Source organism: Phormidesmis sp. 146-20 (assembly GCF_052939475.1).
On sequence record NZ_JBJPHT010000026.1, the window covers coordinates 32,433 to 46,343 of the forward strand.

9 protein-coding genes are annotated in these 13,911 nt (G+C 49.5%); 2 read left to right on the forward strand and 7 right to left on the reverse strand.

Annotated features, from left to right (window positions below; all coding sequences use genetic code 11):
- Window positions 1–73 precede the first annotated feature (73 nt).
- On the forward strand, window positions 74–1,237 hold the full coding sequence (hemH, locus tag ACKFKH_RS19540) for a ferrochelatase (protein WP_446860011.1): 1,164 nt from the start codon (window positions 74–76) through the stop codon (window positions 1,235–1,237).
- A gap of 596 nt (window positions 1,238–1,833) precedes the next feature.
- Here hemH and ACKFKH_RS19545 read toward each other — a convergent pair.
- From ACKFKH_RS19545 to ACKFKH_RS19570, 6 genes are all read right to left on the reverse strand, one after another.
- Window positions 1,834–2,217: a response regulator gene (locus ACKFKH_RS19545; RefSeq protein WP_446860012.1), complete on the reverse strand. Its 384-nt coding sequence runs from the start codon at window positions 2,215–2,217 to the stop codon at window positions 1,834–1,836.
- Between the two features lie 241 nt (window positions 2,218–2,458).
- The gene (locus ACKFKH_RS19550; protein ID WP_446860013.1) at window positions 2,459–3,448 is read right to left on the reverse strand and encodes a sigma-70 family RNA polymerase sigma factor; all 990 of its coding nucleotides are present in this window, start codon (window positions 3,446–3,448) and stop codon (window positions 2,459–2,461) included.
- Window positions 3,449–4,142: 694 nt separating this feature from the next.
- Window positions 4,143–6,308 (reverse strand): polyphosphate kinase 1, encoded by a 2,166-nt coding sequence (ppk1, locus tag ACKFKH_RS19555; RefSeq protein WP_446860014.1) that lies wholly within the window; start codon window positions 6,306–6,308, stop codon window positions 4,143–4,145.
- 3 nt (window positions 6,309–6,311) lie between these two features.
- Window positions 6,312–6,518: a hypothetical protein gene (locus ACKFKH_RS19560; protein WP_446860015.1), complete on the reverse strand. Its 207-nt coding sequence runs from the start codon at window positions 6,516–6,518 to the stop codon at window positions 6,312–6,314.
- Between the two features lie 252 nt (window positions 6,519–6,770).
- Window positions 6,771–7,373: a superoxide dismutase [Fe] gene (gene sodB, locus ACKFKH_RS19565; RefSeq protein ID WP_446860016.1), complete on the reverse strand. Its 603-nt coding sequence runs from the start codon at window positions 7,371–7,373 to the stop codon at window positions 6,771–6,773.
- A 132-nt stretch (window positions 7,374–7,505) separates the two neighbouring features.
- On the reverse strand, window positions 7,506–9,689 hold the full coding sequence (locus tag ACKFKH_RS19570; protein ID WP_446860017.1) for a hypothetical protein: 2,184 nt from the start codon (window positions 9,687–9,689) through the stop codon (window positions 7,506–7,508).
- Between the two features lie 791 nt (window positions 9,690–10,480).
- Between ACKFKH_RS19570 and ACKFKH_RS19575 the strand changes: the two genes are divergently transcribed.
- Complete coding sequence (locus tag ACKFKH_RS19575) at window positions 10,481–13,144, forward strand: CHAT domain-containing protein (protein WP_446860018.1); 2,664 nt, start codon at window positions 10,481–10,483, stop codon at window positions 13,142–13,144.
- Between the two features lie 20 nt (window positions 13,145–13,164).
- Here ACKFKH_RS19575 and ACKFKH_RS19580 read toward each other — a convergent pair whose 3' ends face one another.
- On the reverse strand, window positions 13,165–13,746 hold the full coding sequence (locus tag ACKFKH_RS19580) for a hypothetical protein (protein ID WP_446860019.1): 582 nt from the start codon (window positions 13,744–13,746) through the stop codon (window positions 13,165–13,167).
- Between the last annotated feature and the right edge of the window lie 165 nt (window positions 13,747–13,911).

A 13,911-nucleotide genomic window follows, 5' to 3' on the forward strand; every position in this document is an offset into this window, starting at 1 on the left:
TTTCTTCAAACTCATGAAGATTTTATTGTTAAAATCAGTAACAAAGCTGAGAACTGAAGGGATTTTTGTAGCTATGGGTCGAGTAGGAGTTCTATTGCTCAATTTAGGAGGGCCGGATCGCCTGGAAGATGTCCGCCCCTTTTTGTACAATCTATTTTCTGACCCAGAAATCATTCGTCTGCCCTTCCCGTGGCTACAAAGTCCTCTGGCGTGGTTGATTTCGACCTCTCGTGCCAAAGAATCTCAAAATAACTACAAGCAAATCGGCGGTGGGTCTCCTCTAAAGCGCATCACTGAAGAGCAAGCGCAAGCCCTTCAAGAACAGTTGCGCCACCACGGGCAGGATGTCAGCGTCTATATCGCAATGCGCTACTGGCACCCGTTTACCGAAGAAGCGATCGCTCGCATCAAACGTGATGGCGTAGATCAACTGGTGGTTTTGCCGCTCTATCCTCACTTCTCGATTAGTACCAGTGGGTCTAGCTTCCGATTGCTCGAAGATCTATGGCGCAGCGATCCCGTTCTCGATCAGGTTGAATACACGGTGATTCCATCCTGGTACGATCGTCCGGGTTATTTGCAAGCGATGGCAGACTTGATTGCCCAACAGTTAGATCAGTTGCCCAACCCTGATCACGCTCACATTTTCTTTAGCGCTCACGGGGTGCCAGTCAGCTACGTCGAAGAAGCAGGCGACCCCTATCAGCAAGAAATTGAGAATTGCACTGAGCTAATCATGCAGACTCTAAATCGTCCCAATCCTCACACGCTGGCTTATCAAAGTCGAGTCGGCCCGGTCGAATGGCTAAAACCTTACACTGAGGATGCGATCGAAGATCTGGCTGCTCAAGGCGTTGAGGATTTAGTGGTTGTACCGATCAGCTTTGTTTCTGAGCATATTGAGACACTGCAAGAGATCGACATGGAATATCGAGAAATCGCTGAAGAAGCAGGAATTGAAGGCTTCCATCGAGTTCCGGCGCTCAACACGCACCCAGTCTTTATCAACGACTTGGCCGAAATGGTGGTCGATGCGCTCAATTCGCCTGCGGTAAAGTTTGAAGAGGTGATTCGCCCCGACAAGGGAACCAAGATGTATCCTCAAGAAAACTGGGAATGGGGGCTGACGACTTCTGCTGAGGTCTGGAATGGACGAGTAGCCATGATCGGTCTGCTAGCGTTGATTTTAGAAATGCTGTTGGGGCGTGGCCCACTTCACGCCTTCGGGTTGATGTAGATTAGGCACAAATTAACTTTGCTTCTAGCTAATTTAGACTTTTTGCAGGAATTCTTGTCTTCTTCCCTTTTTTTGGGGGATCAATAAAGCGGACATCTCTCTGAGAAATTGGGTAAAAGGTTTTTGTTCAAAAAGGCCTCTAAATTAAACGTCAGTTCGATGAACGCTTCGCTTTTAGCTCCAGGAACGCCCCCTAAATCTCCCACGAGTGAGAGACTTTGAACCAGAACTCTCTCTTAAAGTCCCCAAAAATTGGGGGGTTGGGGGGCAAAAGTCCTGAACAACGAAGCGGAAAAACTCTCATCGAATTCACGTTAAATTAAACGTCGTAGAGGATCGATCGCAACGTGGGCATTGTCCACCCTCCCCTTGGTAACATTCTTGTGTGGGAATAGCTTCAGACGGTCACAAACACTCAAAATTACCCTCGTTCTCTTATCTTTTTGAAAGATATCTGAGTCGAGGGTTGAAACTATGCACAGAAACCATACACAAAAGAATTAATTCAAGCTCAAGCAACTCAAGCGAGTATTCCTGACTTCTGAAAATTGCTCTGTAAAACTAACTAGCTCTCACTAAGACTGTCGTCCTTGTTTTTAGCCAGCGTCGTTTTGGGTCTTATTTTGACCCAAGTGATTGACCATTTTAATGAGATCCTGCATTGCGGTGTCCTTCTTACAAAAGGCATCCACTTTAGCAGTCTGTAGCATGACTTCGGTCTGGGGGTCTTCTAGAGATGAGTAGGCCAGAATCTGAGTCGTTGGATGGGTACTTTTGATCTGCGTCGAGGCACTTAGACCATCCATAATAGGCATCTGAAGATCCAGAATGATCACATCTGGAGAGTAACGCCTGGCCATTTCAACGGCTTCTTTTCCGTTGCTGGCTAAACCGACAAGCTCAATCCCCTCCTGATTCTTGAGGGCAAGTTTCAGGCTGTATCGAGTCAATTCATGATCATCAACAACTAAAACACGCAACACTAGGCGCTCACAAGACAGCATTTACTCTGGTCACATACTTTTATACCTAGATGAAGTGTAACCGTTGAGACGCTTTGCAAACCTCTACCATAGGGATTAACCAAATTGTCTTTAAGAAGACAGAGAACGGGATCAAAGAGAATTGACTAAACAGGGCGAAATGAGAGGGTGAGTGTTGGACATTCACTTCTCAATTGGGTGATCTTTTGGCAGTCTCTTTGATCGCCTCACTCGATCGCTACATCCAGTCTTTGAGCAATGCCTGTCTTCTCGGATGGCGCAGTTTTCGCATAGCTTTGGCTTGAATCTGCCGCACCCGTTCGCGAGATAGATGATAGAGTTCGCCGATTTCAGTGAGGGTGTAGTGTTGACCGTCAGTGAGACCAAATCGCAGCTTGATAATTTCTCGTTCGCGATCGCTCAGGTGATCTAAGACTGAATTGAGGCGATCGCACAGCAGCTTGTGGTCAAGACAAACATTGGGCGCTACGTTGTCTGAGTCTTCGATGAGTTGCATTAGTTCTGTGTCTTCATCGCGTCCGACCCAGGCGTGGAGCGATAAAGTGCGCTGACTTACGTCTAAGACTTGCTCTAGCTTGTCTTCTTCCATGTCCAGGGCTGCGGCGAGTTCTTGCTTGGTGGGCTTTCTGCCTAGCGTCTGAGAAAGGGTTTGACGGACTTTGCGGACTTGATTGAGTTTTTCGACCATATGGACGGGGAGGCGAACCGTGCGAGACTGAGAGGCGATCGCCCGTGTGATGCCCTGACGAATCCACCAGTAGGCGTAAGTTGAGAATTTGTAGCCCCGTTCATAGTCAAATTTCTCAGCCGCCCGCATCAAGCCCATAGCTCCTTCTTGAATTAAATCGAGAAAAGGAACGCCTCGATTGAGATATTTCTTAGCAATAGAAACGACTAGTCGAAGATTTGCCCGAACGAGTCTTCGTTTAGCTTGCTCTCCGACGACCCCTCCTTTTGCAATTTCTCTAGCAAGCTCGATTTCTTGTGCTTGGGTGAGCAAGGGATAACGAGCCATTTCTCGCAAAAATATGCCAACTGAGTCATCAGAAAGACCGAGATAATCACTGGTTTTGCCCTTGACTGATCGAGCAAGATTTTCGGGGGTCAACTCTTCATTATCTATGGCTTCCAACTCAGTTAAGTCGATATTGGGTTCGATAGCAACCGCGTCGATCGGAAAGGAGTCAGCAGGTAATTTAGTTGTCATTGTAGGTCATGCCAAGGTTGCAACGTTTCGAGCAAAAATTTGCTTCCAACTTTAGCTCAATTCACGGACTTTGTTCACATTTTTTCGAGAAAAACAGATTTTTTTGTTTCTTTCTTCTTCTCGATTGCTATTTTTTGTTTATTAACCAAAATTGCTGCTTTCTAAAGTGAAATATCCGTAGGTCTACGGAAGAAACAAGGGTGGTTAAAAACGGTATATTAAACGATTTTTGTCTTTGTGCCTCTCTTTTTAGGATTAAGATTTCGTCCCTCAACAATTAGTCACGGTTATAGCGCAGTTTTGGTTTTTTGTCGATCGCAAACGCGATTATCTCCCCAAACCTCAGATTTGAGCAGTTTTTTTCAAACCTTTATATTTCTGTAAGCTTAGAAGTCGGCAAGCAAAAGCAATGGGTTAAGGAATCTACTCAGAAACCCGTTTCCCAACCTTCGAGAATAACGATATGCCTACCAAGTAATCAAGTAATTGCGATGTGCGACTTCGTTAAGTCCCCTCTTTTAAGGAGGATTGGAAAGATCACTTCACTCTGCCGCCTCACGTTAAGCTTTCCCTAGCTCCTTCAAGCTCAAGAAAGGGAGACATAGGTTTGAAGTCGCCCATTAAGTTACACATTAAAAGAAGTGATTGCGATCGCTCAAAACCACTTCATTTTTCATCGCGAAGTAGAACGAAGTTATCCTTCATTTCCCTGCTGGGCCATCTCCATAAAGATTTTTTGAGAATTTTGCTCTGGTGTCCCATTGGCGGGGCGACGCTGGAGATAGTGTCCGTCGGGCTGCAAATCCCAGGCGTGACGATTGTCGGCCAGCATGATGCCCAAAATTTCTTGCAGGTCTTTGGCAATGTTGGCATCTTCGACTTGCACAACGGCCTCGACTCGGCGATCGAGATTGCGGGGCATCCAGTCGGCACTGCCAATAAACAATTCATCCTCACCATTGTTGTTGAAGTAGAAAATGCGAGAGTGTTCTAAAAATCGTCCGACGATGCTGATGACTCGAATGTTTTCGCTGATGGCTTTGAGTCCGGGACGCAGACAGCAGATCCCCCGCACGATCAGATCGATCTGAACGCCCGCTTGTGAGGCTTGATACAGCGTTTGAATCAGTTTTGGATCGACGAGGGCATTCATTTTGGCGACGATGCGCCCCTGTCCGCCGTTGCGCTGGTGTTCGATTTCGCGCTCGATCAGGGCCACCATGCGATCGCGCAGGTCTACCGGAGCGACTAAAAGTTTGCGGTAAGATTTTTGGCGAGAGTATCCGGTGAGAAAATTGAATAACTCCGTTAGGTCAGCACCGAGGTCATCTCGACAGCTAAAGATACCCATGTCAGTATAGAGGCGGGCGGTTTTGGGGTTGTAGTTGCCTGTGCCAATGTGGACGTAGCGGCGAATTTTGCCTTCTTCTCGACGAACAATCAGCACCAGTTTGGTATGAGTTTTGAGTCCGACCAGTCCGTAGACGACATGAACGCCCACATCTTCGAGCTTGCGGGCCCAGTTGATGTTGTTTTCTTCGTCAAATCGCGCTTTTAATTCAACCAGGACGGCGACTTGCTTATCGTTTTCGGCGGCGGTGATCAGGGCATTGACGATCGGCGAGTCTCCAGAAGTCCGATAGAGCGTCATTTTGATCGCCAGCACATTGGGATCGTAGACCGCCTCGGTGATAAATCGCTGCACACTGCGAGAAAATGAATCGTAAGGGTGGTGCACCATCAAGTCTTGCTTGCGAATCACCGAGAAAAAATCTTCTTCACCATCTTTGCCCAAATCTTCAATATCGGTTTCGTTGACCCGTCTGAGGCGAGGCGGCGTAACCGGACTCCAGGGCGGATCTTTGAGTTCGGGAAGCGGCAACGACCCAAACGAAAACAAATCTCGCAGACAGAGCAACCCATCAATTTCGTAAACATCAGTTTGGGTTAGTTCCATCTCCCGCACCAACATCTCACGAATGTTTTCGGGCATTGAGGAATGGACTTCGACGCGCACGATCGACCCCCCAAATCGCCGCTTGCGAAGTTCTTGCTCGATCGCCAACATCAGATCATCCGCTTCATCTTCTTCGACATCCAAATCCGCGTTGCGCGTAATCCGAAAAGGATGATATTCCGTAATCTCCATGCCAGGAAACAACGGATCAAGATTGTGGGCAATCACCTGCTCTAAAGGAACACCTGCCCAAACAGCCGGACGAGTTTTGGGAGCCGAGACAGGCAGATCTTGAGTTTCTAACGGCAATGAAATAAACCGAGGCAGCACTTTAGGAACTTTGACTCTGGCAAACAATTCTTCGCCTGTTGAGCCATCTTTGACAACGACTGCCAGATTGAGGCTGAGATTTGAAATGTAGGGGAAGGGGTGACTGGGGTCGATCGCCAACGGAGTCAAGACCGGAAACACCTGTTCGTCAAAGTACTCTTTTAGATAGCTGCGCTGTTCTTGACTGAGATCAATATAGTCCAGCAGATAAACGCCCTGATCGGCGAGTTGAGGACGCAGGGCTTGCTCAAAATGACGGTGCTGCTTGATCACCATTGGGCGCAGCCGTTCATTGATCAGTTGTAACTGTTCTTGGGGGGTGCGTCCGTCAGCGCTGAGTTTGCGGACTTCTGCCTCTACTTGCTCTTTGAGGGCGGCGACTCTAACCATAAAATATTCGTCCAGGTTAGAGCTAAAGATCGCCATGAACTTGAGCCGCTCTAGCAGAGGAGTTCGGGGATCAAACGCCTCATGTAGCACCCGATTGTTAAACTCCAGCCAACTCATCTCACGGTTGAAATAGTTTTGAGGATCGGTGAGATTTACGTCCGTCGTTTTTTTTTGCCGCCGCATGTCTTAAAAAACCTCGTCTTCAATACCGTTCCACCATTCGCCCAAATTCATCAGGTCTTGGTGGATGTCTGCCAGTCTGTTTTCGTAATCTTGGGGAGAAAGGCTCTCTCGTTGTTCTTTGAGCTTTGCCAATCGCAGTTGAGCCAAAAGCCACGGTTTTGAGATACCGTCAGTCGCTTCGAGGTAGCGTGCCAAGTCGTTGCTATCCATACAGACTAGAGCGTAAGGGGTGAGGATTAAGGCAGGTTTAAGAACCGTCGAGTCAAGGCGAAAACATTGAGTGCTAAATGTGTCTATACCCTATCGCGATCGCTCTCTCAATGCGTCTCTCTCACGTCAAACTTGATAAAAAAAACAGCCCCGCGATCGCGACTGTCTCAATAATTTTGGATAGTTTGCTCAACTGTCCGATCAATTGTTCGATCAATTATTTGATGAATTGCTTGATCGATGAACTGTTGACTAAGCGGTCGCCAGATTTTGGGAAACAAAGTTCCAGTTAACCAGCTTGCCTAAGAAGTTGTCGATAAACGCAGGACGAGCATTTTGAAAATCGAGGTAGTAAGCATGTTCCCACACGTCGAGAGTGAGAAGGGCTTTTTGCCCGTTTGCCAAAGGATTTTCAGCATTGGGGGTTTTGACGACTTTCAGCGTTCCGGCTTCTTCGACCAGCCAGGCCCAACCGCTACCAAATTGGGTCGCAGCCGCATTTTTGAACTCTTCTCTAAACTTTTCGTAGCTTCCAAAAGCGGACTCGATCTTGGCAGCCAGTTCCCCAGTCGGAGCGCCGCCGCCATCCGCAGACAGACAGTTCCAGAAGAAGGTGTGGTTCCAGACTTGGGCCGCGTTGTTAAAAACGCCAACCTTTGCCGGATCTTTGAAGGTGATTCTAATCACGTCTTCGAGGGATTTGTCTGCCAACTCGGTGTCTTTGGTCAGATTGTTGAGGTTGGTCACGTAGGCGGCGTGGTGCTTGCCGTAGTGGTAGTCAAAGGTTTCGGCCTTCATGCCAAATGGCTCAAGCGCATCTTTGGCGAAGGGTAAAGGGGGCTGTGTGAATGCCATTGTGTTCTATCCTCTCCTAGTCTGTTTTTGGCTCAAACGAATGGAATCATCTTCGCACTCAATCAAGCTCGCCTCTGACCGCATTGTCAATAAAAATCGGCAGAAACATAACTTAATACCGAAATTCTACCATCAGTTAGAAGAAACCTGGAGCGAACTCGCAGTAACGGTGCATCGCTTCAAATCTTCAGGGGTCGCGCTTTTGTTGTTGAGTTCTAGTAATAAGTAGCCTGCGTTTTGAGTGGGGATGGACAGCGAGAAATTGGAAGAGGCGGCTGGCCCATGATCAAGTTTTGCAATCTGGATAGTCTGAGCGCTGCGATCGACTCCACTTAGCCTAATTTCTATACCGGGACACTGACGATCGTCATACACAATTTGCCCAGTGAGTTGAGCGCTCGATTTTGGCAAAGGATTGATATAGAGAAAGGCAGTCGATCGGGTCGGTCGCAGTGGATTGGTTTTGAGGTTGTAAACGCCGTTCATTCCCCACAGGTAGTAGCCTGGGATTCTGCTGGTGACGATCCAATCAAGTTGCCCGCCGGGGCGAGACCCCATAAAGGCTTTCATGGTCTCAAAGGTGGCGATCGCGGTGTTGAGTGAGGTCGATCGCTGACGCTGATAAAGGTTAACTTTAACCTGTTTCTCTAGCTGATAGGTTTCTGGAAGCTGCTTGAAGTCTTGAGCGATCTGCCAATTTTCAGAGAAAACCCGCCCCACCAGCCTTACCAAATCCTGATCTTCGGGGCGAATATTGTATTGAAAAGGCGTTGCTACCGCGATGTAATCGGCTTGCAAAAACTCTTTGAGCGGGTAGCTGTCTCGCGAGTCAACGTCTTGCAGCGACAAGAAATTGAGCGACTTTTGGTGGTGCAAAATTGTTTCTGCACTCATTAGCAGCGTCGGATTGATGATGGAGGAAGACTCACCCACATAAATCGGCTCACCATTGGGCGTTTTGCTGCGAAGGTCGCCGATCAGTCGGGCAATTTCAGCGTAGTCCGATCGTCGCAGGGGTGGATTATTAGCCGCAAACAATTCGCTCAGAGGCGCACCGATCGTTTCTGGCAAAATAGTCATGCCAAAGCGAGTCGGCCGCAGGGGGGTTTGATCTAGAAAATCGACGGGGGCGAGACCCATCAGCGCATTGAGGCTGAGATAAGTCACAAAAAGAGCCAATCCGATTCGTCGCAGCGATCGATCAAGCGTTAGCCAAACTGTCCAGCCAAACGCGATCAACCCTAAAATCACCAACGGCGTAAAGTGAAGCGTATAGTGAACCGTCAACTGTCTGACTTTGGCCACCCACACCAGACACAAAATCCCGTAAAACAAAAGGACGAAGGTCGTAGCAGGGCGAGCCAGGACACGAGTTTTTAGCCCAACCGTAAATCCTAAAGCCGCCAGCAACCAGGCAACCCACCCAAACGAGATGCCATAGAACTGCAAAGCTTGAGTCAGCGGCACCTCAAAAGAAGCGTAGAGACTGGTGAAATCGTTGTGTAGCACTCGCAGGAGAAAGTGTTTGCCCAAGATGGCGATCGTCGCCACACTCACCAGCCCAATCAATCCAATCTGTGTCAAGTTGCCGATCAGTATCCGAATGGCTTGACGAGGTTGTTGCCGCAGTGTGAAAGAGCGGATCACCGCCTGAATCACCATCGCTGCAAAAAAAGCAATCCCCGCGTAGGCAAAGTGCCGCCGAAACAAAGGCGTGAAACCAAGCAAAAAGCCGATCGCCCCAATCTGCCAGCGATATCTGAGCGTGACATCCTGCAAGTAAACCCAAACCGCGATCGCGATTAGCAACGCCGCCCCCGCATCCACATATCCGCGCAGGGTTGGGGCCCAAAATAAGGGCGTGACGATCGCAATCAATGCACCCGACCACCAGACCGTTCTAGGATTTGCTGACCGAATCAGCTTTGTCGCGATCGCGCCCAAAACAAATCCAAACGGGACAGAATACAGCACACTAACACCGATAATATAGACCAACCGCGAATCACCAAATACCCAACGAAACGGTAAGAGCAACAGCGTCGGATAGTCGCTATAGTCGCTTCCCGTTGATCTCCAGACACTCCTCAATGCTGGAAGGGGTGAGGCTTGTAGGGCAACCGCTAGTTTGTCTAAAATCCATTCATAAGTGACGTAATCAAACCAATAAAACGCCCGTTCGTGGGAGATATAGGCGGCCACAAAAATAATCGACATCCCCAACAAAAAAGCGAATGGCCCGATCGGAGCTACCCTTTTAGTCTCAGTCGGCAACTCTGCCTGCGCTTTCTCACGTGACCCAAGAGAAGGTAGCATTCCAAACACCTCTCAAATGGCAGATTTTGCTCTGCGACCAATAGCAGAACCGTCCTCATTTTGGTTGGCAAAAGCAAATTGTTAATCTATCTTGTGGGTGAGTCTTGGGGGGTCGATCGACAGGGATGGCAAGAAGTTCTTTTGAGGCTCAAGATAGGAGTGAGGAGTGAGGAGTGAGGAGAGTGTCAGTGGCTTGAGGAGTGCTAGAGGTTCTACCCAAAATCAAGCGTCCAATGTCCAGTTAACCCACTATCAGGAGCATCCTGTTTAAAACAAAAAAGCCCCAATCCACTAGGCATGGACTGAGGCCATAAATCAGGGTGCATCTACCACTCCTTAATGCCGCAATTCTGGACGTACTCCGGACTAACCGATCGGGGAATCATAAAGATAAAGGCAAGATTAGTTAAACTTTCGATAACGTAAATCGGACACATTGGGTTTTTCTGGCTGACAGGGCGTAACCAACCCTCAACGGTCTCACCGTGAACGTACTTAGGTGTTTTTACTTAGTTCAAATTTCTAGTTTACGGTCGGCCCACACGCCCGCTATCTACGTCATTTGTACTGAGTCCCTGTAATACCCAACATTTCCTCGGCGAATGGGAACAAAGTTTGTCATTCTAAGAGCGGGGGATTTTGATGAAACTCTAAAGTTCGATCGCAAATATACCGATCTTGCCTGACCAGCCGCTTTAAGGAGCGGTTAATGAGAAATTGAGGAGTCGATGCGAACAGACTTTTGCCTTGACGAAGTAAACACGTAAACCAGGTCTTCTTGGAGAGTAGTTGTGACTCAGGAATTCTACATTTCTGTAACTCCCGTTGGAGAAGACGGATATCTGATTCGGACAGAACGAGTCGCGACCGGGGTGCCGCTTGCCGAAGAGCTAGTCACCTGGAAGGTCGAAGACTGGCTGACTCAAGCAGGTCAACTCATGCACGATCCGCTGCTGGGTCTGCTGAGAGGAAATTTGATCTCATTGGGTCAACGCACGCGATCGGGGTCAGAGAATGGTGCCACGCTGTCTTCGAGCCTGGTAGAGTTTGGGCAAAACCTCTACAACTCTCTGTTTCAGGGCACGATTCGCGATAGCTGGGTGATTGCTCAAGGCATTGCTCACAACCATCGAGAAGATCTGCGGCTGCGACTCGGCTTAAAGGGGGATCTCCTGCCTCGCCTCCCCTGGGAAGTGCTACACGCGGGCAATCGTCCGCTTTCGACGGGCACTGATGTCATTTTCTCTCGCTATCAGGCCTCTGCCTCGATGGCCACGGTTCTCCATTCGCCCCGTCCGCTCAGAACCCCCACCCACTCGCCAGACCAGAGCCAGACGCTACGAATTCTCATGGTTTTGGCAGCTCCCACCGATCAAGAAGTGCTGGCCCTCAAAGAAGAAGCTCATCACCTCAACCAAGAACTTCAAAAAGAGGCGCAGGACACCCTCTCAGGCATCGAATTGACGATTCTTGAACAACCTGGACGCGAACAACTCACCCAAGCGATCGAGCAAGGTCGCTATCAAGTTCTCCATTACGCGGGACACAGCAATCTAGGCGCATCGGGCGGCGATCTCTATCTAGTGAGCGATCGCACAGGACTGACTGAAGTGTTGAGTGGAGACGATCTAGCGGGCTTGCTGGTTAACAATGGCATTCACATGGCTGTTTTTAACTCCTGTCGGGGCGTTTATACGGCGACCTCCGATCCCAATCGAGAAGCCGATGCCGGAAATCTCACCGAGGCGCTTTTAAAGCGAGGCGTTCCCGCTGTGTTGGCGATGGCCGAACGCATTCCTGATGATGTCGCTTTGACCTTGAGCCGTTTGTTTTATCGCAACCTCAAACAGCGATCGCCCATCGATCTCAGTCTCAGCCGCGCTAGACAAGGATTACTTTCGTCCTATGGCTCCAATCAGTTGTATTGGGCATTGCCGATCCTCTACCTGCATCCCGATTTTGACGGCTATTTGCAACCGCCGATCGACGAGTGGGACGAAGCCGAGACGGAGGACTTTATCGAAGAGATTGATCTCAATGACCCGGACTACCCAGACGACCAAAAAGCGGTCGAAGACATGTTTGGAGAACTGATTCGCCCCCCCGAAGCGACCGCTCAAAATCCTTTTCAGCCAGGTGAAGATCTCTTCCCAGATGAGCAGGCTGCTTCAAACAGCGCCCCCTCTCACAGCGCCGAAGACCTGATCACGCTGGGGCAAGTTTTGTATGAGCAGGGCGATACAGCGGCGGCGATCGCGACCTTTGGAGATGCTTTGGCGATTGATCCCAATTCGGCTCCGGCTTACTACTATTTGGGTATTGCCCTCGAAGACTACGGTAGAACTACTCAGGCGATCGTGGCTTACGAGATGGCGGTCGAGCTTGACTCCACTTTAGAAAGCGCTCGACACAACTTGCAGCGCCTCCAAGTGGCTCATAATCTCCCTGGTCAAAATTCCGTCTCGTCCAGCAACCCTCAGCCCAATAACCTCGTTCAGTCCAGCAATCCCCCTCAGCCGAGTAATCTCCTTCAGTCTGGAGTTTCAGGAGGGTCAGAAATGACGATCGCCTCCACCGATTCGCTGACCCAATCAACTCCCGTCGATCGAATTTTTGCTCGCCCTCAAGAAGCTCCATTACGGCGAAAATCTTGGGGGTTCAAGCGATCGTGGGCGATCGTGGGCGTGACCAGCGTCGTCATTCTAGGCGTTGGCATCTGGGGAGCCTCTCGCTTCTTGCCCAGAAATCCTCGACCCAATGAGATGCTGCCCCAACTGGACGCGCTCACCCAAAATTCCAAAACTCCAGCCAATTCAGCGAACCCCAGTCGAGATGAAACCAACGACGCAACCGCACTGGCTATCAAGAATTTTAGTCAGGGCAACTTGAGATTGGGACAAGAGGGTGTAGAAGCGTTGCTCGATCGCGGAGCCATCACCGCTGCCGAAACGGCCTTTGCTTCCGTGCCGCCTAATCAACTCGACACGCCCGCGATTAGTTTTTTGAGAGGAAGAATCGCCTGGCAATCGATCGCCCGTGGCAACCGCAATTACAGTTTTGGGGATGCGCGCCGCTATTGGGAAAGCGCTGTCAAAAACAAGCCTGATCCGCTCTACTTCAATGCTCTAGGCTTTGCTTACTACGCAGAGGGCAATTTGCAGCGAGCGACAGATTCCTGGTTTCAGTCCCTTAAACTGAGTGAGGAACTGAAAAAAAATGGGGCACCTTCTCAAGATGCGCTGACTGCTTACGCGGGTTTGGCGCTGGCTTCTCTCAAATCTGCACCCAGTCAGCCGCCTGCTCAAAAAGCTAGACTTCGAGGGGAAGCGGTCAAACTGCGCGATCGCGTCTACAAAGCTGCCCCCGACAAATTCTTACCGGGCACGCTCTCTCGAAACTGGCTCTGGACAGAAGCCGCGATCGCCGACTGGAGATCCTTACAAGCAATCAAGTAGTTCGCTTTAAGTCGTCACCCTCACATCAGCGAAGAAATCGACTTTTGTTTGCGAATGTCCATCATGTCCGCCAAGCTCGCATCGCCCCAGTCTAAAGGATGCGCCTCCTCAGTCGGAACGACAGTCACGATCGGTTGAGGGCTGGCCGCAGGAGTAGACCTCTGAGGAGCCGCGATCTGCATAGTAGAACGGGGTTTTGGGCGGGTCACCAGTCTCGGTTGAGGTTTGCTAGGGGTCAGTTGTCTGGCCAGCAAGAAAGACATGCCACCACAGCCCAGCGCGATCGCGGCTAACAATCCAAACGAAGAGGCAGGCTTGGCTTCAAACTGAGGAGATTGTGAGGGCTGAGGGGTTTCGACTGCCAGTTGCGGCTGTGGCGTTTCGACCTCTGCCAGATCGATATGAATCAAACTTCTAACGCCAGCCCAGGACATCGACACCATCAGCAGCCAAACTCCGCTCCAGAGCAAGAAGGGATATCGATCGGCGAATGTGATTAAAATTCTTAGCCAGAAGGGAGGCTGTTTTCGAGTGGAGAGTCGTTTTCGAGGGGGGAGCGCCGGAGAAGTGCCACCCTGATTAGTGCCCTGTTGGTTCACCATAACGATTTTAAGGAATTGTTTATCCAATGCGTACAGATTTTACTGAATAATTCCCTGTTTAGCTAATTTTCCTTAATTTATTAGAAAGAAAACCTATCTAACGACATAAGTAAACCGAGCCGTGAAGGGACTGATTTTTGTTGTAATCGCTATTAAAAACAGAAG